Origin of the sequence: Prevotella melaninogenica (genome assembly GCF_018127925.1) — a bacterium.
In the GTDB taxonomy this organism is placed as follows: domain Bacteria; phylum Bacteroidota; class Bacteroidia; order Bacteroidales; family Bacteroidaceae; genus Prevotella; species Prevotella melaninogenica_C.
Genome location: NZ_CP072348.1, coordinates 1,347,194 through 1,373,550 on the forward strand (window position 1 = coordinate 1,347,194; position 26,357 = coordinate 1,373,550).

At 40.1% G+C, this 26,357-nt stretch carries 15 protein-coding genes; 3 read left to right on the plus strand and 12 right to left on the minus strand.

The window, feature by feature from the left end:
* Positions 1–109: 109 nt before the first annotated feature.
* From J4861_RS11080 to J4861_RS11135, 12 genes are all read right to left on the minus strand, one after another.
* Complete coding sequence (locus J4861_RS11080) at positions 110–1,789, minus strand: sulfatase family protein (RefSeq protein ID WP_211816875.1); 1,680 nt, start codon at positions 1,787–1,789, stop codon at positions 110–112.
* Positions 1,790–1,816: 27 nt separating this feature from the next.
* Positions 1,817–3,361, minus strand: coding sequence for an arylsulfatase (locus J4861_RS11085; protein ID WP_211816876.1), 1,545 nt, complete (start codon positions 3,359–3,361; stop codon positions 1,817–1,819).
* 1,249 nt (positions 3,362–4,610) lie between these two features.
* The gene (locus J4861_RS11090) at positions 4,611–5,492 is read right to left on the minus strand and encodes a carbohydrate kinase family protein (protein WP_211816877.1); all 882 of its coding nucleotides are present in this window, start codon (positions 5,490–5,492) and stop codon (positions 4,611–4,613) included.
* A 7-nt stretch (positions 5,493–5,499) separates the two neighbouring features.
* Complete coding sequence (locus J4861_RS11095; protein WP_211816878.1) at positions 5,500–6,660, minus strand: MFS transporter; 1,161 nt, start codon at positions 6,658–6,660, stop codon at positions 5,500–5,502.
* Positions 6,661–6,835: 175 nt separating this feature from the next.
* Positions 6,836–8,524 (minus strand): glycoside hydrolase family 32 protein, encoded by a 1,689-nt coding sequence (locus J4861_RS11100; protein WP_211816879.1) that lies wholly within the window; start codon positions 8,522–8,524, stop codon positions 6,836–6,838.
* A 175-nt stretch (positions 8,525–8,699) separates the two neighbouring features.
* The gene (locus J4861_RS11105; RefSeq protein ID WP_211816880.1) at positions 8,700–10,295 is read right to left on the minus strand and encodes a glycoside hydrolase family 32 protein; all 1,596 of its coding nucleotides are present in this window, start codon (positions 10,293–10,295) and stop codon (positions 8,700–8,702) included.
* A 16-nt stretch (positions 10,296–10,311) separates the two neighbouring features.
* Entirely contained in the window at positions 10,312–11,700 is a 1,389-nt protein-coding gene (locus J4861_RS11110; RefSeq protein WP_211816881.1) for a DUF4960 domain-containing protein, read from the minus strand.
* Positions 11,701–11,703: 3 nt separating this feature from the next.
* The gene (locus tag J4861_RS11115) at positions 11,704–13,437 is read right to left on the minus strand and encodes a RagB/SusD family nutrient uptake outer membrane protein (RefSeq protein WP_211816882.1); all 1,734 of its coding nucleotides are present in this window, start codon (positions 13,435–13,437) and stop codon (positions 11,704–11,706) included.
* Positions 13,438–13,460: 23 nt separating this feature from the next.
* Positions 13,461–16,562: a SusC/RagA family TonB-linked outer membrane protein gene (locus J4861_RS11120; RefSeq protein WP_211816883.1), complete on the minus strand. Its 3,102-nt coding sequence runs from the start codon at positions 16,560–16,562 to the stop codon at positions 13,461–13,463.
* A 271-nt stretch (positions 16,563–16,833) separates the two neighbouring features.
* Complete coding sequence (locus tag J4861_RS11125) at positions 16,834–19,470, minus strand: substrate-binding domain-containing protein (RefSeq protein WP_211816884.1); 2,637 nt, start codon at positions 19,468–19,470, stop codon at positions 16,834–16,836.
* A 249-nt stretch (positions 19,471–19,719) separates the two neighbouring features.
* Complete coding sequence (locus J4861_RS11130) at positions 19,720–21,624, minus strand: glycoside hydrolase family 32 protein (protein WP_211816885.1); 1,905 nt, start codon at positions 21,622–21,624, stop codon at positions 19,720–19,722.
* Positions 21,625–22,691: 1,067 nt separating this feature from the next.
* A complete protein-coding gene (locus J4861_RS11135; RefSeq protein ID WP_211816886.1) occupies positions 22,692–23,786 on the minus strand; it encodes a lactonase family protein in 1,095 nt (364 codons plus the stop codon).
* Between the two features lie 567 nt (positions 23,787–24,353).
* Here J4861_RS11135 and rplM point away from each other — a divergent pair.
* The 3 genes from rplM to rpsB all read left to right on the plus strand — a co-directional run bounded on the left by rplM (position 24,354) and on the right by rpsB (position 26,304).
* On the plus strand, positions 24,354–24,818 hold the full coding sequence (rplM, locus tag J4861_RS11140; protein WP_004358787.1) for a 50S ribosomal protein L13: 465 nt from the start codon (positions 24,354–24,356) through the stop codon (positions 24,816–24,818).
* Between the two features lie 11 nt (positions 24,819–24,829).
* Positions 24,830–25,216: a 30S ribosomal protein S9 gene (rpsI, locus tag J4861_RS11145; protein ID WP_004358788.1), complete on the plus strand. Its 387-nt coding sequence runs from the start codon at positions 24,830–24,832 to the stop codon at positions 25,214–25,216.
* A gap of 272 nt (positions 25,217–25,488) precedes the next feature.
* Positions 25,489–26,304 (plus strand): 30S ribosomal protein S2, encoded by an 816-nt coding sequence (gene rpsB / locus J4861_RS11150; RefSeq protein ID WP_211816887.1) that lies wholly within the window; start codon positions 25,489–25,491, stop codon positions 26,302–26,304.
* The last annotated feature ends 53 nt before the right edge of the window (positions 26,305–26,357 follow it).

A 26,357-nucleotide genomic window follows, 5' to 3' on the forward strand; every position in this document is an offset into this window, starting at 1 on the left:
AGAGAGTCAAGTCAATCTTTCCCTAAAATCATACTAAGGAAAGAATTGACTTGACCCTCTTAACGTCTTTATATGCTAAGACTCTAAAACGGCAAGAGTCTACAGCGCATTAATACTCATCTATTTTCAGTTCTTTACGATAATCATTCAAACGCTTCATCAGCTGCTTTGTTACCTTCTCCGTACCCTTCTTTCCGTAGATATTATTCAACTCGTCAGGGTCATTCTGCAGGTCGTAAAGCTCGTAATAGCTTACATCAGCATCGTCGTTGAAGTAGTGTGTTGCATTCAAATACTTCAGACAGTTATACTCACTCGTACCCGGTATCTTCTGATACTTATTCTCCTCCACGGCACGCATACCACCTTTACCATAGAAATAGATAAGTTTGTAGCGATCATTACGTACACCATCGTGCTTACGAACAAGGTGATAAGTAGGATAATCGTAGTAGTGATAATATAAATCCTTACGCCAGTTCTTTGGCTTATTACCAGCAAGCAGCGGCTGCAGTGGCTTACCTGTCATCTCCTTTGGCTGTTGTACACCGGCATAAGCAAGGAAAGTTGGTGCAAAGTCGATGTTCTGTACCATATCAGTGTTCTCTACTCCTTCTTTGATATGACCTGGGTAGCTGATGATAAGTGGGGTGTGTAAAGACTCCTCATACATAAATCGCTTGTCAAACCATCCATGTTCGCCCATATAGAAACCTTGATCTGAGGTATAGATAACCACAGTATTCTTATCCAAATCATGTGCCTTAAGATAATCTAACAGCTGACCGACACTCTCGTCTACCGAAGCAATAACAGACATATAATCACGAATATAATTCTGATACTTCCACACTGCGAGGTCTTTTCCTGAGAGTTTCGCCTCGATGAAACGGCGGTTTCTTGGCATATAATACTTATCCCATGCCATTCTTTGTGCTGCTGTCATACGACCAAGTTCGCCCATCAAACCTGCATAAGAAGCCATACTCTCCACGTCTGATGTATCGAGAAGCTCTGGAATCTTGAAGTCTAAGATTAACTCCATATCTTTCTCAATATTCATCTTCTGTGTTTTAGCTGCCGAACCACGGTTTTCATAGTTATCCCAGAAGGTTTTTGGCAATGGGAAGTCTATCCCATCATACATTCCGATATGCTTTGGTTCAGCAAACCAGCTGCGATGTGGTGCCTTATGATGCACATACAAGCAGAAAGGCTTGTCCTTCTGTCGATGGTCAAGGAATTCTATCGCATGCTTAGTAGTCAGTGTTGTAGCATAACCCATCTCCTGTTTATACTTGCCATAGTTGCCTGTTGTGCAGAAATTTGGATTATAGTACTTTCCCTGACCATCAAGGATATAATAGTAATCGAAGCCCTTTGGGCGACACATCATGTGCCATTTACCTACGATACCTGTCTCGTAACCTGCCTTCTGCATCAGCTCTGGGACAAAAGTCTTTGTTGTATCGATACCCTCAGCCAACTGTCTTTGACCATTCTGGTGGCTGTAGAGTCCTGTCATCAAGCAAGCACGACTTGGCGTTGACAATGAGTTCTCCACGAAACAGTTGCGAAAGAGCATTCCTCGTTGTGCCAAACGATCGATGTTTGGTGTAGGAGCTAACTTCGAGATAGGACTACCATATGCACTAATTGCCTGCATAGCGTGGTCGTCACACATAATGTAAAGGATGTTAGGACGTGCCGCATCCTGCGCAAGCATCTTACCGTGGACACACGACAGTGCCGCCAACGGCAAGATTGCCTTTGTAATGTTTTGATTCATATAGAATAGTTTTTAGTTGTTTAAGCCTTATTTTCCCCTTTCCATCGGCATTGTAATCGGGAATAACGGATTGTCAACATGCTCTTGATAGATAATCTTTACCATCTGATCAACAAGCTCTGGATGTTCCTGTGCTACGTCCTTATCTTCGTGAAGGTCTGTTGCAAGGTTGTAAAGATGTGGTACACCACGGATAACAATGAGTTTCCAATCTCCCATACGAACACCTATCTGATTGGTCTCAGCAAACTCCCAATAAAGGTGTGGGTGGCGTTTTTGTGCCTTTTCATCGCTCATCAAGGTTGGGAAAATAGAGATTCCATCGAAATAATCGATAGTTTTTTTCTTATTAATATAGCGTTTGGGGAAGTTGCGTACACCTGCCACATCACAGAAAGTTGGCATCAAGTCGTAGAAAGCAAACGGCAAGTCGTTGGTCACTCCTTCCTTAACACGTCCCTTCCAGCGGGCAATAAACGGAATACGAATTCCTCCCTCGTAACACTGGCGTTTAAGTCCTCGCAACTTACCATCACGATTGAAGAAGGTTGGGTCGGCTCCACCCTCCTCATGAGGGCCGTTGTCACTGGTAAAGATGACGAGTGTGTTTTCAGCAAGTCCTTGCTCATCTAAGGTACGAAGGATCTCTCCTACATACGCATCAAGGCGAGTTATCATCGCAGCAAACTGTGCATGGGTATGCTCTACGGCATTATAACGTGAACCTTCCTGCCCTCCCCAAGTCTTATCTTCAAAGAACTTCTTTTTATAGAAAGCCACGAGTGAGTCGTTGGGTTGTGTTAGCTCTGCATGAGGAAGCGTATAAGTGAAGATACCAAAGAATGGTTTTTCCTTGTTCTGATGCTTCAACCAATTCAAAGCGTGCTGATGTATGAGGTCGGCTGAGTAGTCTTTACGTTGTGCATACTGCTCACCAAACATCGGATAATCGATATTATTCTGCATCACAACACGCTTTACCGCACTGTCTCCACGCTCTCTGCTATATTCATTGAGGAAGTTTGGGTAATAAAGATGTGCTTGGAACTGACAGATATAACCATAAAACTCATCCACCCCACGCTTATCTGGAGTTGACTTAGAGCCTTCATAACCACCAGCCCACTTACCGAACATACCCGTGCGGTAGCCATTGTCTTTCATAATTTCAGGTAGGATGACATGCTCTGGGTCGTAAGGATGCTGACCAACAACACTGAAATCGCGGTTTTTTCCATAATAGATAGGCTTACTTGGTGCCCAATATTCCTTGTTTCCTCTTACTTCCGTATGTCCAGAATGTTGTCCTGTCATAAAGCAGGCACGCGATGGAGCACTCACTGGTGCACCCGCATAGGCTTGTGTAAAACGCATACCTTCCTTTGCCATACGGTCAATATTCGGTGTAAGAATATACTGCTGACCATAGCAACCAAGGTCGCCATAGCCCATATCATCACACATAATATAAATGATGTTTGGGCGTTGCTGGTGTTTCTGCGCCATTACGTTAACTTGTCCACAAGCCAATGCAGCTATGGGCAGAAGTGTCTTTGTTAGGTTCGGATTCATAATGATGTTATACTTAGGTATTTTTATTTCTTAAAATTGGTCTTAGGTCTTATGAAACTCCATTGAGCATACAAACTTACATAAAAAAAACGAAATGACAAACACTAAGTTAGTAAATCAACTAAGACTGCTACAAACACACCCTTTAATAGCTCTTACTTTCTCTTTATTTTACTTTTAACGACAGATTAAGCCCTCAATTAAACGATTCTATAAGCCTTTGTGAACCTTGGTTAATGATGAATTATAGTAAAATTCATGCCCCTTTGCGAATTACTTTCAAAAAGAAAAATAATTATTTACTTGAAAAGAAAGAGTTATCTTCATGAAAAAAGGGTTCTTCCGTTAAACATGTAGATTGGTAATAGAATAAAATTAATCCACAGGCATGGTATGATTTGCTCTAATTAAATGATTTTATGGAGAGGGATAAACTACATGATAAATGTAATTAGGTGCAACGTCTATCTGACTTCTACAAGCAACTTATTCCCTTATTAGTTGATGTTTGTAAACTATTTTCACACAACTCAATACTAACACATGCTCTTTTGGCTTCCAAAAGACGCCCAATTGACTTGCAAAAGGTGCCCTTCAAGACCCTTACTAACGCCCTTTTGAAGTCCAATTAAGCACCTTTTGCGTTACCGTTTTATAACTAACTGATATCCTGTTGATTACGAACCTACCTTTTTCATATGCTTTCAACCTTATTTATGGGTGTTTTATCGCAAATTATGTAATGATTTTTCAAAACACTATCATTGAGTTTTCGAGTATTAAAAAGAACAAGGTTTTTAGGGCGGAGGATTATAAAAACAAAGCAATGGAAGTAACAGAGGCACCGTCGGTGCATAGAGCCACGGAACTTGTTTGCCAATTCTATTAGCAATTTATATACAAAGCGTTTACCCCAAAATAGTTATCAAGAATCACTACGCTATACCTCCGTCGCTCTTTGTGCCGTCAGCACCTCCGTGACATTGCATTACCTCCGTCCCCTCCGTGACTCAGTGTGCCCATTATATAAGACTTTTAGTTTATCAATCCATATTCGGAAGAACCTTAAGAACTCCAAGACAAGCACACAAAAAAGCCCGAATTAATCGAGAAAAGTTATCCTTCACTCAATCAATCCGGACCATGTAGTTTATCTAAATACCAATTATCCTTCACCTATTAAGATACGTACGATAAACAACTATTATCCCACACAGAAGCAATCTGACGTATTAGGGAAAGGAATAAATTACTTAATTCTATCCAATAGTTCCTTAGGGAGTTTTGGCATAGCACCATTCTGCGTGCAGACATACGCACTAACATCCACTGCTAACTTATGAGCATCTGGAAGAGGCATACCTGCAAGGATGGCTGAAGTGAAAGCACCCGTAAAGGAATCACCTGCACCTACGGTATCAGCAACCTCAACCGATGGTGTTTCTTGGAACGACTTGAGGTTTGGTGCAAAGACATACGAACCGTTGACACCACAAGTCAGCACAAGCATATCAAGATTGTACTTTCCTAAAAGCAACCAACACTTATTCTCTATATCAAGACCTGGATAACCGAAAAGACGACCGATAGTAACAAGTTCCTCATCATTAATCTTGAGGATATTGGCATGCTGGAGCGAAGTGGTGATAACCTCCTTTGTATAGAAGTTCTGACGAAGATTGATATCAAATATCTTGAGACAATCCTTTGGCGTTGTTTCGAGGAATTTCTGTATTGTCTGGCGGCTTACACTACTACGCTGTGCGAGTGAACCAAAGCATACTGCACGACAGTTCTTGGCTGCTTCTTCAATCTCAGGAGTAAACGGTATGTTATCCCATGCTACTCCCTCTTTGATGTCATAGGTAGGTATACCTTCACTGTCGAGTTCAACCTGCACCGTTCCTGTCTGATAATCCACCTCCGGCATCAAGTATTTTACGCCTTTTTTTTCGAATTCATCGAGTGTTTCCTTACCCAAGGCATCATTTCCGACAGCACTAATAGCCAACGAATCATGCCCAAACTGTCCTGTATGATAAGCAAAGTTTGCAGGTGCGCCACCGAGTTTTCTTCCCTCAGGAAGACAATCCCACAATGCCTCTCCGAGGCCAACGATTAACTGTTTCATATCTGTATTATTTATTATTCATCTTTGGAATATAAGAAAAGAGGTAGAGTACGCCCACTGCCATTACGACAACAGCACCCACCTGACCGAATCCATCGCTGGCAAATCCCATCAACAGTGGGAAGATTGTACCACCGAAAAGTCCCATAATCATCAGTCCGCTCACCTCGTTCTGCTTGTCAGGAACACTCTGTAAAGCACGTGCAAAGACCATTGAGAAAACGTTGCTGTTACCATAACCTACAAGAGCAATCGCTACAAAAAGTACGGTCTTTGACGTTCCTACAGCCATTCCACACATTGAAAGCGCCATCATCGTAACCGAAATAATAAAGAATAGCTTGTTATTCATTACACGAAGGAAGAAAGAGCCAGTCAGACATCCGATGGTACGGAAGATAAAGTAGAGAGAAGTTGCAAAGGCTGCATCGTTCAATGACATACCTAAACGCTCCATCAGAATCTTTGGCGCCGTGGTATTTGTACCAACATCAATACCAACGTGACACATAATACCCAGGAAACTAAGCAACACAATAGGTTTACCCAATAGGCTGAAACATTCTGCAAAAGAGCTCGCTTTACCTTCGATAGGTTCTTCTTCGATAGGCGTTGAGAAGAGTAACAGCGTGGCAATTGTACCAACTATCAGATAAATTGGGAAGAGAACGCGCCATCCAAGACCAAAGGCTGGAATGCTTGCCTGCGCTCCCCATATAGCAAGATAAGGTGCCATAAAGGATGCTATAGCCTTAACAAACTGTCCGAAAGTAAGTGTTGAGGCTAAATTTCCACCTTTCATCACCGTTGAAACCAGTGGATTCAACGATGTTTGCATCAATGCATTGCCTATTCCAAGCAATGAAAACGATACGAGCATTAAGCCGTATGACTCGCCGAAAACCGGCAAGAGAAGAGAGAATAAGGTAACGACAAGACTGATAAGCACTGTCTTTTTGCGTCCAATCTTATTCATCAACATACCAGTCGGTACGGAAAAGATAAGGAACCAAAAGAAAACAAGGGATGGAAAAACATTGGCTGTAGAATCCGACAGCTGCAAGTCGTTCTTTACGTAGTTGGAGGCAATACCTACCAAGTCAACGAAACCCATCGCAAAAAAACAAAGCATTACGGGCAAGAGAGCGAGTTTATTGGTTTTCGACATAATCTTTAAATTTTTAGTTTTGTATAGTTCTATTGTTCTTAATTATACTTGCAAAGTTACTTTTTTACGAAGAAAGAAGCTTTAAAATTTCGTTCATTGATATCAACAAAAATATCTATAATAAGATTATTTGTAGATAATGGACAGAAATATCATTCTTTCTTTTCTTTATTTATTAGTCCTTCAACGCATAAACCTTCACTTTGCAACCTTTAGTAAGTATTTTATCGTAAGGCTTTGATGGAAAAACGAGGTTGGTCATTGCCACTTTACCTTCAGTATCAAAAGCCTCAACGCAGCAGCGATCAATGAATATTTGCATTGATTTTATAATCCCATTGGTTGGTGCGACCGTCTTAGCCTTAAAATCACTATGGAACTCTGTAACACCACTCTCAGTACGATCCATACTAAAGGTACCATTCTTTCCATCATAAATCATAGTAACTCGTTCACCCTTGTCATTACTTAACACAATAGAAGCATTACTCTTAATATTGGTTACTTCTATGTAAGCAGCTGATTGGAGACGACCAGATGGCTTCTTCTCGAAAGCAGCAAATACTTCAGGTGATGGTTTTACACTGACATAATCTTCCCCATTGTAACGATAAAACCCTAAGTCGCGTGGTAAGCCATTGGCAGAACGGAACTGCTGGGTGGGTACTTGATTAGCATACTGCCAGTTACTCATCCATGGAAGAACGACGATTCTACCATCAGGAGCATTGCTAAACGATACGGTTGCATAGTGATCTTTTCCATAATCCATCCACTTTGTCATCTCAGGTTTTGACTCACAAGTAAATTTATGACCATCAAATGAACCAACAAAGTATTGAGTTGCGCTACCTCCAAAGGGACCTCCAGGATTAATGTTACAGATAAGTACCCACTTATCACCCATCTTTAACAAGTCAGGACACTCCCAAACACCTCCATGATTACCATATCCCTCTCCAAAAGAACTTTCATACTTCCAGTCTTTCAAGTTCTTTGAGCTATATATATTCATCTGCTGTCCTGCTGCAAGAATAAGATTCCATTGCTTCACTTCTTCATTCCAAAAGACATTAGGATCACGGAAGTCAGGTACATCACTTGTAAGAATTGGGTTGTTTACATACTTCTTAAAAGTCTCACCATTATCCGTACTATATGCAATACTTTGTGTTTGCGCAGCTCCTGCAGAAGTGTAAAAAGCAACAACAGCATCCTTTCCAAACCCTGCGGTATTTTCTTTATCAACGACACTACTACCACTGAAAATAGTTCCAAGTGCATCTGGTTGTATCACTTCTCCATGATTTTTCCAGTGTATGAGGTCTGTAGAGGTACTATGCGCCCACGTCATATTCTCCCACTGCGAACCATAAGGGTTATACTGATAGTATAAATGCCATACACCATCTTTGTAGAACATACCATTAGGATCGTTCATCCAGCCATAAATTGGAGTATGGTGATAGATAGAACGGAACTTTTCACGATTCTTGGAATCAAACACATTTGTTGCTTTTATATCTTTCCAACAAACGAAATTATTAATTAAACCGATACTACGCTTATCTCCTGAGAACTGGATATCAAGTAATACATCACCACCATATTCACTGACATCAAGTGGCACATTATAATCAGTCTTGTTAATAGCAAGTTTACAATTGAATTCTTTTACAACTTGATTATCTTTGATAACGCGAATATGTGCATAACCTTCTTCCTCCTCTACAGGAAGAAGAATATACTTATCTGCAGTTTTCACACGCTTCATAGCATGATTTGAACTTAAGAATGTTTGCGCATGCATAAATGTTGTAGTTATAAAAAGGCAAATAGCCAATAATTTAATCTTTCTATTCATTATAGGTTGATTCATTATATTTTTAGTTTCAGATAGACAAAGATAGACATTTTATTGATAAGTTAGAAAGAGTAGTCGCCCATTCAATGATATTATTTGCGATAATAGGCAATTTCTCACAGAATGAACGACTATATCTTTTATTCTATCTTTAGTGAAGAAAGGGTTTAAATTCTTAATACTGACTTACAGTGAGATTACTGATGGTGATATTACCTCCATAATTATTGATACTCCAACAGTTCTTCTGTACTTCGTAAATACGGTTAGTATAGCAACATACATCATTAATATACATTACGGCTATACTATTGTCCGTATAGATAGTGACATGATAGACATTGTCGGTTGGTCGAGCGAAGTTGTAGCCATCAATACCATTTATGAAACCACGACCCGCAGAACCTTCTTCTTCAAAGTTTATCTTACGTGTCTGTTCATTTTCAGGATTTACCACCAAAGAATAATACTTCTCAGAATCTGTGCCACGTACGAATGAAACACCAAACTTATCCCAGTTATTAGAAGTTGTTATCGTGAAGGAAATTTTATTGTGATAGCCAAGACGATTGAAAAGTAGGTAAGAATCACCAGAAAGCTTATAGCCATCAGTTACATTCTCAACACCATTATCACTCTTTGCCATAACCTTTACTTCTTGTTTTTTGCCGTATTTATCGCTAATCCCTTTTACTTCTCCTAAGGTAAGACTACCATCAGCGTGTTGTATGAGACGGTGAACAACAAGGTTGCCAGCCCACTCAGGTTCATTAGGAGCAGCACCAACAGCAGTGTTATCCTTACCTGGACGTGTTGGACACCAGCCCCAGATATAGCGATTCTGACCATCACTTGCTGTTTTACCCGCATAGAAACCACGACTATCTAAGAATCCTTCATGTGCATCAGGCCATAAACCAGCATCATTCTGTGTACAAGCCTTCAATTCACTAAGAGTCTTACCTTTGAAATACTGCACACGACGGATAGCAGCATGCTTTTCACTATAAACAAGATACCACCAGTCTCCCATTTTAAACACATCTGGACACTCATAGAATCGATCCCACATCATGGTCATGAACGTTCCAGCATGACTCCATGTCTTGAGATCATCGGATGTAAACTCTGCCAGATAACCTTTACTTCCCTTCAAAGTTGAAACAAGCATGTGCCATTTATTATCATCACCTTTGAAGACAAAGGGATCACGGAAATCATCTTTACTATATCCGTAATCATCACCTTTCAAGCGGAAAACACGATTCTTAGTCCATGTTTTGAAATCGGATGATGTTGCCATCATCACCATCTCACCATTATTAGTAGAATTTGTTTGATATCTATGACCTGTATAGAAGGTATAATATAATCCATCAGCATCATTATAAACCGTTGAACCAGTACCCAGTGCCGCATCCTGCTCATTGATACCACCACAATGAATCAGTTCTCCAAGTGATTGATAATTGGCTCCATCAGTTGTTTCAACAGCCCAAATAGGATGGTAAGTACCAGCTTGATTAGGACGAAAATCCTGTAGATACATCACCTTAAAGTTCTTTGTTTTAGGATCAAAGAAAGGCATTAAGTCTCCAACGTAACCAACAGCTGGCTTATAGAAAGTGGTTTGTGCCATTTCATCGGTGGACTTGAAATAGGTTGTTGTATTCCAATCTTTTTCCTCAATCATGGTCTTTTCGTCGCTACAGCCCACTAATGAGGCTGATAATGTTGCGACGAGAGCGAGAGAAAATATCATAGTTCTCATATCAGTTATACTTTATTTAATGATTCATTAGATAGTTGAATGCGTTCTGTGTCATTTTAGCAATGTTATTGTGGTAGTAAGCAGGAACGTCATCAATACTGTACCAATCATAACATCCTGAGCCGATACACAGAATCTTACCTTTCGTTCCTGTTGCAGGGAACTCCCATGCAACGACAGCACCATCACCACCATAAGCCAGATCATGTGCACCTGTTTCTGTACGCCACTTATTTAAGTTATCATATCCACCCCAATCAGTGCCTATATGCCATTGAGCAGTTGAATTGGTAATACGATAATTTGCATCACAAGTATAAACAGAATTAGGTTCACCACTCTTCATTATGAGATTCTGGAAAAGAGGATGACTTGTATGTCCCTGAATAAAGAAGTTCCAAGGGTTACTTACCTTCTCGGCATCAGCCTCATTCTGTCCCCAACAGTTATTTGGAACTGCATTGTTTGCTACAGCACCAATCTCAGCTGGCATGTTTGTAGCATATCGTGTGAAGAGGAAAGAACCACCATTATTATAATAGTCTCTTAGCGCAACAGCTGCATTGACAGCTTCTGGTGCATTTCTTTCAAATGCTTCTTTTCCATCAACACCTCCATCCTTATGATAATGCCACCAAATAACTTTACACTCACTAAGATCGACTGTACCATTCTTAATATCAGTAAATGAAACATATAATGAGTTCGGGATATTCTGAAGCATCCACTTACAAGCAGCTAATTCCTCTGAATTAAGCTCGTTCATCGTAGCTGGTAGACTAACAAAGACTGCAGTAGGCTTACCGATAGCTGTTACTTTTACAGTGTAGCTCGCAGAAGCTGTATTATTGGTAACTGTAAATATAACAGGATTAGAAAAATCCGTTGCAACACCATTAGATGGACAAACTGTCGCATTTGTACTCAACCCAATTGTAGGAGTTAAAGAATGGAGGTCCAGCGTATTAGGGACATAGACAGAGATTGTCTTATTTCCCTCATCAATAACGCCATTATATATTCCATTAATCTTGAAAGAAGTGATTTTTGCCTCATCTCTCAATACATTCATAGTCCAGTCAAGGAAGACATCACCATTCTTAATACTGAGCACCTGAGCTGTAAGCATATTAAGTTTATCTCCCTCTTTGATATTACTGATGGCACCAGCACTTAGCTTAAGTGTGCTAACAGTCATGTTTGTGACATCGTAAGTTTCAGGGACACGCACAGTGATTGTACGTGAAGCCTGATCTACGACACCTTTATAATTATCCAATACGATAGAATCGACTGAACATAATCCGTTTAATTGCAGATCAGAAATATTATTCTCGTCGCTGCAGCTACCTAATGCAAAGAAAGCAATAAGTGCAATGAATATTGTTGTTATATTTGTTTTCATACTTTACCACTGACCAATATTTTGTTTATAATGTCCGTTTGAAGCAGCTATTTGTGCATATGGAATAGGCAAGTACTCATTCTTATTTTTAGTGAAGTGAGCACTACTATAGATAGAACAGTCATTAGCTTCTTCTGCATAATACTTGTTGAGTATGCGTTCTGCCTCTCCCCATCTTACAAGGTCAAAGAATCTTTCAGATTCCATACCCATCTCTATACGACGCTCCATTTTAACAATATCAAGCGCCTCTACCTGACTGTAGGTTCCAGTATATGGCATAACATTCATTCTCACACCATAATCACTCTGATAATTGCTGATAGCACCTGTGCTTTGTTTAGCACGATTACGGATTTGATTGATGATATTGATTGCCTGGTTAATACGTCCATCATTTAACTGTACCAAAGCCTCAGCACGTTCAAGTAGGACATCTGCATAACGGAAGACAATACGATTCTCTGATGTACCCCACCATGCACCTTTCTTCAGATAAGGACTTTCTGGGTCTACATTCTGCTTTAAAGTTACATAATAGCCATACAATCCATTACTTCTACTCCATGTAGCAGTCTTATCCATCATGAACTTAGAGTTAAATTCATAAGGCAAACCAGGAATACCAATGGTAAGGAATAGACGTGGGTCTGCATAATCTGTTGCTTTATTATAGTCTTGATTGTTAAATGTACCTATATATGGATGGCCATTAGCATCTGTACGATACACATTAACAAGATTTTGACTTGGCTTATAAAAATCACATCCTCCATCAGTTACACCAGGAATATTCGGAACAATTAGTCCATAACTCCAGTTAAGATTACCATTCTTAGTTCCATCATTAATAGAATATTGCATTGCCCAAAGACTTTCCTTTCCATTCTCGAACTGTGGTTCTGGTCTAAAGTTATTATGGAAATCACTCTCTAACCCATAGCCGCCAGCTGTATAAATTGCAGGATCACTAAACTGAATAGCTTTCAAAAGATCGTCTTTTGATATACTTGTAACTTCATTCGTGTTCTCATTATCTTGATGATAAGCCTTATACATATATACCTTCGTAAGGAAAGCTGCAGCTGATGCTTTTGTTGGACGTCCCTTGTCTGCTTGATGAACAGGAAGTTTATTGTAGGATTCCATCAAGTCATCAATAATAACTTGCCAACCTTGATCATTCGTATATTCACGATTAGAAAGCATGTTATATTGCTCAGTCTTAAGGTTAGGGTCTACAACAAAAGGTATATTCTTATACAAACGCTTTAACAAAAAGTGTCCATATGCACGCAAGAACTTCATCTCAGCCAAACGTTCATCCTTTCGAGGGTAGACAGTACTATTGACTTGTTCAAGAAGAGCTATTGCCGTGTTGGCACGTGATATACAATTGTATAATCTTTGCCACATATCGCTAATATTCCAGTTTGTGGTCAAGACTCCTTGTTCTATTTCAAGTTGATGGAACACATCTCCATCACTTGTTCCGTTACCGCCTTTATAGGCATCATCACTGCGGACATCATAATTCCACATTGAAAACGAAGAATTGATATCTTCTGCTGAAATAAATATGGCATAAGCTGATGTTACGAGTTCATCAACATGATTAGCCTCCTTTACTTGCTCATCACTTAGTGTTGCCTGTGGAGTATGTCCATCCAAGAAGTCTGAACAACTTGTCATACTAAGGGTAGCGAGCACAAGTGCTGAATATATTACTTTTTTCATATTATATTGTCAGATGATAATTGTTAGAATGTAACGTTTATACCGAATGTGATATTGAGTGGAATTGGGTAACCATAGTTTGGATTCTCTGGATCAACACCCGTAAAACTCTTACTATGTATACTTAATAAGTTCTGCGCACTGAGGTAGAAACGTAAACGCTGCATTGCAAGACGATTAGTCATACTCTTTGGCAGATTATATCCTAACTGAATAGTACGTAGCTTTAAGTATGAACCATTCTCCACCCAATAAGTAGAAACACGCTTCTCATTATTATTATCGGAGAGTGAGAGAGCAGGAATATTACTATCAGGATTGGTAGTACTCCACGCATTTAACAAACGTTGTCCCTTGTTTAGGAAACCAATATTCAAACCAGCCCAAATATCTGTCTGCTTCTTTAAGTCAGAGATAATATCTACACCTTGTACGCCTTGCCAGAACATTGTGAAATCAAAGTTTTTGTATTCAAGATACACATTAAGTCCATATGAGAAGTCTGGTGTTGGGTCATAAATCCAGTCTTGGTCTGCTTCTGTAATAATGTTATTGCCATCCAAGTCCTTCCAACGCATACGTCCAAGGGTTGCACCATCCTGTTTTGCATGATTATCAATTTCCTCTTGACTCTTGAAGATTCCATCTGCAACATATCCAACTTGTGCACCCATAGGATGACCAATAACACTCTTCACACCATTACCACCAAAGGTTCCATTGGCAGCAACTGTTGCTGGCAAAGCTGTAATCTTATTACGATAAGTACTAAAGTTACCTGCTATGTCATAATGAAAACCACCATTGGTTGTCTTGCGATAACCCAAGTTGACTTCAACACCACGATTCTCCATAGCACCAGCATTAATCCACTGTGTGCTACCTTCTCCCATAGCTGCGATACCAGCCATCTGCACAAGGATATCCTTTGTCTTTTTATAATACCAATCAAAACTTCCATAGAGTGAAGAATTGAGCATAGAGAAGTCCAAACCAAGGTTAGTTTGATAGGTTGTCTCCCATTTGATGTCATTGTTACCGAGTTGGTCACGTTTAAATCCACTTGGCAATTGACGACCACCATTAGTTCCAGCTATATCATATGATGTACCATAACTCTGACCACCATTTTCATTTACGCCATAGTTACTAACATATATAGTGTAACGCGCAATATTAGAAATCTCTTGGTTACCTGTTGCTCCCCACGATGCTCGAAGCTTTAAATCATTCAACCATTGTGAACTCTTTAAGAACTTCTCCTGATTAACACGCCAACCCAAAGAAACTGAAGGAAATGTTGCATAACGATTGTTCTTACCAAATCGAGATGAACCATCATAACGAAGGGTAAATGAGGCTAAATACTTGTCTGCATAATTATAATTCAGTTTACCAAAATAAGATACTAACGAGTATCCACCGCCACCACCATAGGCTTGTGCAGTGCCTGTACCTGCATTAGGCCACATGTATGTAGGGTTAAGAATCAGGAAATCTTCTTTATATCCAGAGAAATAGTTGTCATCTTCACGGTTCAACTCAATACCAGCCATAGCGTCTACACGGTGTAAACCAACTTGTAGATTGTAAGTTGCAACAGCATTCCACATCCACTTTGTCCAGTGCTCCTGTTTTGCCTCAACAGCATTCTTAGAATTGGCAACATTTCCTTCTGTGATTGGATAAGTAAAAAATCTCTGCTGTTTCTGAGCATAATCCAAACCAAAAGTTGAACGGAGATTGAATCCTTTAAAAAGGTGAAGGTTAATGTAAGCGTCACCAAAAGTACGCCAATAAATATAACGATTATCGCTGTTACGATACAAACGAGCAACAGGATTCTCACGGTCAGGATAACCACCAACAGGACCTGCATAAGTTCCGTTCTCTGTGTAAACAGGAAGTGAAGGATTAAACTGAAGCACATTCTCAAGGAATCCACCAGGTGCTTGAACCTCTGACGTACGGCTTAACGTAAAGTGTTCTCCAACGGTTAAAACATCTTTTATCAACTTATATTCAGTATTCATACGAGCTGAATAGCGATCAAAATCTGATGTTTTAATGATACCTAAGTTCTTATAATAACCTAAAGAAAAATAAGAAGAATGACGATCAGAACCACTACTAACTGCTACATTATAGTTCTGAACAACACCTGTACGTGTCGTCTTATCAAACCAGTCTGTATCAGCAGCTGGTGTAGTACCTGCGCCATCAAGATATTTACGCATACTAATGTTATTCAACACTGGATTACCCTGTGCGTTGTACCCCCAGTCATAACGATAACCTAAACCGTTAGTATTGGGATCCATACCATCGTTAACATAAGCTTGCCACATTACTTGTCCGTATTGCTTCGCATTAAGTACATTCATCTTGTGAGCATACATTGATGCCGCAATAGAAGCATCAATATCTACATTTACTCTTCCTTCTTTACCCTTCTTTGTGGTAATGATGATGACACCATTAGCAGCACGGCTACCATAGATAGAAGCAGAGGAAGCATCTTTCAAAACTTGGATACTCTCAATATCACTACCGTTTAACTCATGCATACCAGCCTTTGTCGGTACACCATCAATGATATAAAGAGGGTCATTGTTGTTCAGAGTTCCAATACCACGAATACGTACTGTGGCTGATCCAGAGGGTGAACCATCTGCAGAGATATTCATACCAGGAACCCTACCTTGTAGCGCCTTCATTGGATTGTTCTCATTCTGCTTGGCTAATTCATCTACGCTTACAACCGAAACAGCTCCTGTAAGATCTGCTTTGCGTTGGGTTGTATAACCTGTAACAACGACTTCGTTTAGTTCACTCGCATTTGTTTGTAGCTGTACCTTTATTCCGACACCAGCCTTTACTTCTACACTTTTATAGCCTACATAGGAGACTACAAGTGTAGCACTTTGTGGAGCCTTAAAGGTGAAATTACCATCAATATCGGTGACAGTACCATTTGATGTACCTTTCTGTACCACCGATGCACCGATAACAGGTTCTCCCTGTTCGTCAATCACTTTACCGCTAACATCTAATGTTTGCGCCATAGCTCCAGCACAACACATCAGAAGTAACAGACTCGTGATTACTCGCAATAATTGTTTCATGACTTTTAATAGTTAGTAATACTAAATAATATTATTGGTTTTGTGGTGCAAAGATAAATAATGATGGTTTCCTTTCTTAATAATAATCGTTCTCTGAATGTAATAAATGTTACATGAAAAAGATATTAATAAAAAATGAACGATTTTTCTATTATCATAAATTAGACAAATCGTTCACTTTCTTAAGTGTTCAACACTTTACGTTACAGGAGGATTAGACACCCACCGGCATCGACATTACTTATTTTGAAAAAATTAGATAATCCCATTATCACTTCTTAGGATTCTCCCCAAACTCGTCTTTATAGCACTTTGAGAAATAACTGGGCGTAGAGAAGCCTACAGCATAAGCTACTTCTGACACCGTGCGCTCAGTAGTTTGAAGGAGATGGCGAGCACGAGTGAGACGAGCTTTACGTAATATTTCTACAGGAGAATATCCCGTAAGAGCTTTTACTTTCCGATAGAGCTGTACACGAGAAAGCCCGATTTCATCGCCAATCTGCTCTACACTTAAGTCACTATTTGCAAGGTTTCCTTGTATAATCTTTCGTAATTGCTTGAGAAAAGACTTATCGATTTCGTTCGACAAATTACCGATTTCATCGTCCTCAACACCTCTTGACCATGTTTGATTCAACTTTTTCCTACTTTCTATAAGATTATCAATACGCGAAAGAAGTAAACGAAGCGAGAATGGTTTCGAAATATAGGCATCCGCACCATGCTCATAACCCTCCACACGCTGCTCATCTAAGCTACGTGCTGTTAGTAAAATGACAGGTATATGACTGATGGCTTTGTCTGTTTTCAGCTGTTGACAAAACTCTAATCCATCCATCAAAGGCATCATAATATCCGACAACACTATATCTGGGACTATTTTCCTTGCAAGCTCCAAACCAACTTTTCCATCAGAAGCTTCACTCACATTATACTTTTCAGATAGTACTGACCTTAAATAAGTGCGAATATCAATATTATCATCAATGATTAAAACCTCTGGTTTGTCAATTTGATGAGGCTGTATAAGTTCATCTATATGACGAGCTTGATTCGGAACTTCTTGTGCGGATGATGGCTCAACCAATTGTTCTATTTTCTCTGTAGACTGATTAGTTACCTCTCCTTTCTGTCTAACAGGAATATTAATAGTAAAGGTACTTCCTTTTCCCTCTACACTTGTAGCACTTATTTCTCCGTGATGCAATTCTGTGAAAGCTTTCACAATAGCCAACCCAATACCCGTACCACGTCCTGCATTCTTTGCTTGATAGAAACGATCAAAAATATAAGGAAGCGCATCACTTGAAATACCACAACCATTATCTGCCACACTAATTATAACACGTCCACCCTCCTCTTTAGCCGTCAGAGAGATTTCTCCACTTTCAGACGTATATTTTAGGGCATTACTAAGAAGATTATAACAGATTCGCTCTATCTTATCTTGATCCGCTCTAACCATGATTGTATCAGGGGCATCCATACTAATGCCAATATGCTTCTTTTGTGCAGAGACACTGAAAAGCTTAATCCATTGTTTCATACTTTCCGCAAGATTAAAGTCGGAGAGGCGTAGTTCCATCTTACCATTCTGCACCTTACGGAAATCAAGAATCTCACTGACTAATTGTGTCAGGACAAGCACATTACGTTGTACTATCTGTAGCATACTTCGTTGTTGTGAATTAAGGTTATCATCATGGATGATATAGTTCACAGGATCAGCTATCAACGTAAGTGGTGTACGCAATTCATGACTTATATTTGTAAAAAACTGAAGTTTTGCTTTGTTGGCTTCTTCTTCTATTCTTCGCTTCATAAGGATGGTTCGATAGATATAAACCATAATACCAATCAGCAAGAGAAGGATTATACTAAAAAGCACAATATACATCTTTTGATGATTATATTGCACCAAATAAGTATCCACTTTCCCATGAAGTGCATTGAGACGAGCTGTTTGCTTATTCACCTCTTCATTTTGCATAAGTAGAACATTAGCGTTTGCCTTTGTTACCAATGCACCTTTTAGATAGTTGTCACGCTTATAAGGCTTCTTCTCAAGGATATTCAACGCAAGTTGCATAACTAAATCACCTCGAGTTGGATAGATATAAGAAGCTTCCAAATTTCCATCACGAACGTTCTCCATACCACCTCCGGGTACAGGAAGAGCATCTATTCCAACAATTTTTACTCCCTTTACATGGTGCTCCCTTATAGATTGCAAAGCACCTAAGGCCATGCGGTCATTCTGTGCAAAAACGTACTGAAAAGACTCTTTCGATTGTGCAAGCATACTATCCATTGCAGCAACACCACTTTCTTTTATCCAGTCTCCATACCCTCGAGCCACTACCTTTATATCAGGATAATTCTTCAGTGCATCCCTAAAGCCACGGTTTCGTTCGATAGCAGGAGACGATGCTTGCAATCCACAAATCTCTGCTATATTCCCTTTACCCGCTAACTGCTGCCCGATGAAATGACCTATCTCGTACCCAGCTTCATAGTTATCGGCTCCTATAAAAGCTGTATACTTCTTCGAATCAGTCTTACGATCAAAAAGGATTACGGGGATACCAGCATCATATGCCTTGTCAATGACCGATGAAATGGTATGAATCTGATTGGGTGATACAATAAGAAGATTGACTCTTTCCTTTATAAACTGGTCAATCTGTTGTTTCTGTAACCTATCATTATCATTAGCTGAAGCAAATTTCAGTATTACATTATCATGCTGATAGGTACTCATCACAAGTTCGTTGTTGAGCTTATCACGCCAAATATCTTCAGAACACTGAGATACTCCTATAACATATTTTTTTACATTGTTATCCGAACAGGCTGAAAATACCCATATAAGAAAAACGACATATAGCCATTGTTTCATCTGCATAATTATCAAGTAGATTATATATAATACAGGTTTACCGCAACAAAGTTACATTCTTTCGTCTGTATTTGCAAGTTTCGAAGTAAGTAATTCTGTATCTACTAAGCAAGCATAGACTATATTTTCAACCTTTCCTTCTTATCCGTTCTTAATAAAAACATATATCTACTGCCCTTACCTAAACCCCAAATCGATCATTAGACCAAAATATGTTTTGATTCTGACTACCGATTAGAGTTAAAATGCTATTTGTTAACGCTTCAATATTCCTAACTCGCACACCTTTATGTTTTTAAAGGAGGCTCTATTGCCGTCAGAATAGAACTTTATAGAGGTGTATGGTTCGGTTGGGAAGACAAGGTTGGTCATTGAGATACGACCGCCATCGACGAAGATTTCGATAGAACACTTGTCAACAAAGATGTTCAAGTGGTAGGTGTTGGAGTCGCAAAGGCTCAATGGTGCCCATGTACCGAGTGCAAAGTCGTTCTGATAATTAATGGAGTTCTGCTTCCGCTTCGCACCTAAAGCCTTCTGTTCCTCACGGTCGTCATAGTCGGTTTCAATCTTATGAGGTTCTGACTTCTCACCAAACTTAACCTTTCCGCTCTCCGTACGATCCATAACCAGTCGCCCTGCCTTGATATCAAAGTAGATATCTACCTTCTCACCCTTATCATTATAAAGTACTATTCCCGTCTTAGAAGCCTTGTTTGGCGTTACATCCATCTCTACCTCAAAGGCATTCTCCTTACTTGCAGAGACGTTCTTTGCCTCCCGCTCGTTAGCAACCAATAGGTCGGGCAGACGCTTATAGGTTCTTCTTAGGTAGGCTACCTCTGGTGCAATATTAGAAGACATATAGACTTGTCCATCTTTACCTGTGAAGAGTTTTAACTCACGTGGAAGCGTATTGGCACCACGATATTGACGGATAGGCGTAACGTTAGCATACTGCCAGTTGCTCATCCATGCTATTCCCAACACACGGTCTTTAACGCCTGATAAGGTAACTGTGGCATAATGGTCCTTACCATAGTCGAGGAACTTAGCTACAGAAGGGTCGCTATCGCAGGTAAAGTTCGTCCCATCGAAGTCACCTACAAAGTACTCCGTAGCACTACCACCAAAGAGACAGCCCGGATTAATGTTCACTATCATCACCCATTTCTTCTTATTTGGATTGCCATCAACAGGGAGTTCGAAGAAGTCGGGACATTCAAACTGATTGGGTTGTGAACCATAACCCTTACCGAAAGCACTGACGTAGGTCCAATCTTTGAAGTTAGGCGATGAATAGAAACGCATTTCTTTGTCGGCAGAAACGATCATATACCACTTCTGCAATGGCTCATACCAGAAGACCTTTGGGTCGCGGAAGTCTTTCACACCATCGAAAGGCTTCAAAACAGGGTTCTTCTCATACTTATGAAAGGTATAACCGCCATCGGTGCTATAAGCCATACATTGTGTCTGCGCATTCTCCTTGCTATCGGAGGTATAAAGGGAGATAATCGCATTCTTCCCATAACCAGCCGTACCGTCCTTATCTATTACCGTACTACCCGAGAAGATATGTCCCATAGGGTCGCGCTGAAGCGTCGGTTCAACCTCTTTCCAATGGATAAGGTCACGACTGACAGCATGTCCCCAGTGCATATTTCCCCACATGGAGCCGTAAGGGTTATATTGATAACAGAGGTGGTAGACCCCATCTTTATAGAACATTCCAACAGGGTCGTTCATCCATCCGTAAGAAGGGGTATGATGATAAGAAGGGCGATAGTAGTCGGTATTGGTCACATCCCACACGTTTGAAAGCTTCAGTTGTCCTTTTTGAAGTGCCAGTGCATCTGCCTTTAGGTTTACGATCTTGACAATAGAAGTCTTACCCTTATTGAGTTTAAATGGTACATAATAGTCGGTCTTCCCTTGTGCTAATCTTACATCCATCCACGTATCAGTCTTCTTACCATTGTCGAGTATCACCTGCGCTTCGTCTTTCCCCTCTTCAATCGGAAGGAGAAGATACTTTGGCGACTTTGCTATCTTCACAATCGTTGTGTCACCCTCACGTGTGATGTTCATTGTCTGTGCCGTAGCCGATACGGAAAGAGCTATTAAGGCTGCATAAAGGAAAAGATTTCTTTTGTACATAGTTATTTTTAGTTATGGTGTTCCCATTAGGATGCTGCGTAATGGTTGCGCCTAAGTTACAGCAACAAAGATACATCCTTTCTTTTGTATTTGCAAGTAATCAAGGCGTTATTATACGAATGAAAAGTAACGATAGATAGTCTTGAAACGTCTTTACCTCTGTCCAATCCTTAGACTAACGATTTACCTTGCCTCCTTACAAAACTGTCTGACATTACTTGTGGTAGAACAACTCACTTCTAACTTCAATTTGATTCCTCCTTGGTCTATATATAACAATGTGTTTAACCCTCCGCACCATCCGTGCTAAGCGTCCGCACCACTCGTGCGGAGCATCAACACGATATGTGCGGAGTATCAACACACCGACTAAAAACTCACATAAAAAATATGAGAGTGTATCAAAATAGACACATCCTCTCTTTTAAATTCCTAAAACTTAATCTGTCTACAAAAGTGTCAACAGTTTTTATCAAAATTGTCGACTGTTTTTCAAAAATGGTTGACCCTTTCATCAAAAAGGGTTGACCTTTCCGTCAAAAAAGGTTGACCTTTCCGTCAAAAAGAGTTAACCTTCTTGTCAACAAAGAGGATATGTCTATTTTGACACACGCCCATACTTGATTATATAAATGACTCTAATCTTTTTCTTATTAAGTTAGCGCATGAAACACACTTTCTCCACAAGCAAACAGGTACTTTCATAATAAGACCTTTAGAATATCGAGGAGCAGTAACACCAATTATACTTGTATCCTCTGTGTGCTTTACAGATGCATTACGAAGAATTTAATAAAAGAATCTTCTCATACCTGCAGAAAGATCAGGCATACCAAAACCTACTATAACCTCATGATTGTTCACCTTAGCAACATGCCCTTCTGAGAAAGGTTTGATTTTTTCTTGATTTTGACTCTTGAAGTATTCACCACCAAGGATACCACATACATAAATAGTGAAAGGAGGTGTATAGGAATTAAGACTGTAGCAATATAAAGGAGTAAAGGAACGAAAGGAAAAAGACTAATGTCTTTACTCCATTTCACTCCTTTAACTCCACAAAAACTTTACTCTGGATAGAACTTCACGCAAACTGGGTGACTAAGGACAATATCCTGATGAGTATTCTTAAGCAAGCCCGTATCCTTATCACGTGAGTAAACCTGTATTGAGTTATCATCACGACAAGCAACGAGGAGGAAGTTGCCATTTGGTGTGATAGCAAAGTTACGTGGATGTTTACCAGTAAGCTGCGCACCCACACGAGTCAAGGTACCCTTATTGCCTACACGGAAGATAGTGATACCATCACCCTTCAGACGTGTGCTTGCATAAACAAACATTCCATCAGGACTGACATGGATATCAGCACCACCACGTGCGTTAGCATTATCAGCAGCGATAGACTGAAGTTCCTTTAACTTACCGTCACTATAACTATAAACAATCACCTTACCAGACAACTCATTCATAAGATAAGCATATCTACCATTAGGAGAGAAAACAAGATGACGTGGACCAGAGCCTGGTTTTACATGAGCAGCAATATCATGATCCTCTAACTTCTTATCACGCTTGTTATAAGAGAAACAAAGAATACGGTCGCCACTGAAGTCGGTTGTAAGGATATAACCATCGGGTGCAAAGATAGCACAATGTGCATGAGGTGTGTTCTGACGTGAACGGTTAGGACCACCCTTCACACTACCTAACTGCAACAAAGACTTATCGAGTGTTCCATTCTTAAGAATTGGGAAGACAGAGATAGTACCCCCAGAGTAATTAGCAGTAAGTGCAATCTTGCCATCTGTAGACACATAACAAGGATCGCCACCATGCGTTAGCTGTGAGTTTTTAAAAGCGAAAGTACCGTTTACAGGGTCGTAACCAATACTATTAAGAACAGCTGTCGCATTATTCTTCTCGCTAACAGCATAGATATTACGACCATCCTTGCTGAAAGTAAAATAAGAAGGATTGTCAACCTTTAACGAAGTGATACCCGATGCCTTACCAGTAGACTGGTCGAAAGAGAAAGAATATAACCCCTGACTACCAGCATCAGTATAGGTTCCGACAACCATCTTGATATTACTGTCGGCAAAACCGAACAGAGGACTAACTGCCAAAGCCATACCGAATAAAATAGATTTAAAATTCATCTTTGTTTAATCTGTTATATTTGTCTATGTTTTATGTTTCACCTATTTATAATATAATAAGCCACGGACTTATTCCCTTCTTTTCAGACATAAGAAGTAGCTTTATAGCGCTGCAAAAATAAATAAAACTATGATAAACCTCTATCTTTTTTACCATTTTTGACTTCCCCGCTTTGTTTTTAAGTTTTTAAAAACATTCGCAGAGAGATAAGACCAATATTTTGACTGTTTAGTACAGGCAGAAGTTCAAACATTTAGAACGACAAATATTATAAGGTAAGATGCAAGAACAACATTAAACAAAACCTTGGAGAAACACAATAACAGGCTCAAGCGAGCAAGTTTTTTAGTTAAATAATCATAAACTACATATAATCCTACTATCCAAAACAATTATATAAGATTGAAAATAAGTACCTTTGCAGTCCGATTATTAAGGGGGATTTTCTTAGAACCCCATACGATACGTGTTAATAGTGTTGTCTTTGGCCGGGCAGCATGGTTAGGAAAAGCACAGTCGTAGAAATAGAAAACGTTTTTTAGTAGTAAAATTATTAATTTTTTAGAATGGACACTTTAAGTTACAAGACTATTTCCGTAAATAAGGAAACAGCTAAAAAAGAGTGGGTCGTTATTGACGCGAGCGATCAGGTTGTAGGTCGTCTTTGCTCTAAAGTAGCTAAGCTTCTTCGCGGAAAGTACAAGCCAACTTTCACCCCACACGTAGATTGTGGTGACAACGTAATCATTATCAATGCAGCTAAGGTTGTATTCTCTGGTAAGAAGGAGACTGATAAGGTTTACACACGTTATACTGGTTACCCTGGTGGTCAGCGTTTCAACACACCTGCACAGCTTCGTACTCGTAAGAACGGTATTGACAAGATGATTCGTCATGCTGTTAAGGGTATGTTACCAAAGGGTCCTTTAGGTCGTCATCTGTTGGATAACCTCTATGTTATCGAAGGTACAGAGCTCAACGGTCTCGAGGCACAGAAGCCAAAGGCAATTGATATTAACCAGTATAAATAATAAGGAGAAAGATGGAAGTAATTAATGCAATTGGTCGCCGTAAGAGCGCTGTAGCGCGTGTTTACCTCTCAGAGGGCACCGGTAAGATCACAATCAACAAGAAAGATTTAACTGAATTCTTCCCATCAGCTATCCTGCAGTACGTGGTTAAGCAGCCACTGCAGTTGCTCGGTGTAGAAGGTCAGTATGACATTAAGGCCAACCTCGATGGTGGTGGCTTTACTGGTCAGAGCCAGGCACTGCGTCTTGCTATCGCTCGTGCATTGGTTAAGGTTAACGCTGAAGATAAGAAAGCACTTAAGGACCAGGGATTCCTGACACGCGACAGCCGTACTGTTGAGCGTAAGAAGCCAGGTCAGCCAAAGGCTCGTGCTCACTTCCAGTTCAGTAAGCGTTAATATTTTCCTTTGGAACATTGAACATTGAACTTGGAACATTGAACTTTATGATATGTTTTGTTCGGTAAAAGAATAAAACAAAGCAAAAAGGTAAAAGTTCAAACCTCAAAGTTCAAAGATAAAAGTTCAAAGTTCAAAGGAGATGGTTTAGTATCTAAACTGACGCGATTCCTTATCGGGGGACTACCCGTCAGTTGATTCTAACAAAGCGTGGTGAAGCTCATTCGCCAAGAAAGAATTTAAAAGAAAGTAAACAAGTAAAAACAAACAAAATGTCAAGAACAAATTTTGACCAGTTATTGGAGGCAGGATGTCACTTTGGCCACCTCCGTCGCAAGTGGAACCCAGCTATGGCTCCTTACATCTTCATGGAGCGCAATGGTATCCACATCATCGATCTTCACAAGACTGTAGCTAAGATTGACGAGGCTGCAGAAGCACTCAAGGGTATTGCCAAGAGTGGTAAGAAGATTCTGTTCGTCGCTACTAAAAAACAAGCTAAGGAAGTTGTAGCTGAGAAGGCTGCAGCTGTTAACATGCCATACGTAAACGAGCGTTGGGCTGGCGGTATGCTGACCAACTTCCCAACTATCCGTAAGGCTGTGAAGAAAATGACGAACATCGACAAGTTGATGAACGACGGAACATTCTCTAACCTCTCTAAGCGTGAGCTTTTGCAGATTTCACGTCAGCGCGCTAAGCTCGAGAAGAACCTCGGTTCTATCTCTGACTTGACTCGTTTGCCATCTGCACTCTTCGTTGTAGACGTAATGAAGGAGCACATCGCTGTTAAGGAGGCTAACCGTCTCGGTATTCCTGTATTCGGTATCGTTGATACCAACTCTGATCCAAAGAACATCGACTATATCATTCCTGCTAATGATGATGCTAAGGATTCAGTAGAGGCAATCCTCGCTGCTTGCTGCGGTGCTATCGCAGAGGGTCTTGAGGAGCGTAAGGCTGAGAAGGCTGACGAGAAGGCTGCTGCAGAGCAGGCTGAAGAGGCTGCTGAGGCAAAGCCAAAGCGTGCTGCTCGTAAGACAGAAGAGGCTCCAAAGGCAGAGAACGAGGCACCAGTTGCTGAGTAATTAAAAGAAACATAGTGGGCGCTGGTGAGTGCTAATGAGCTTCTATATTATTT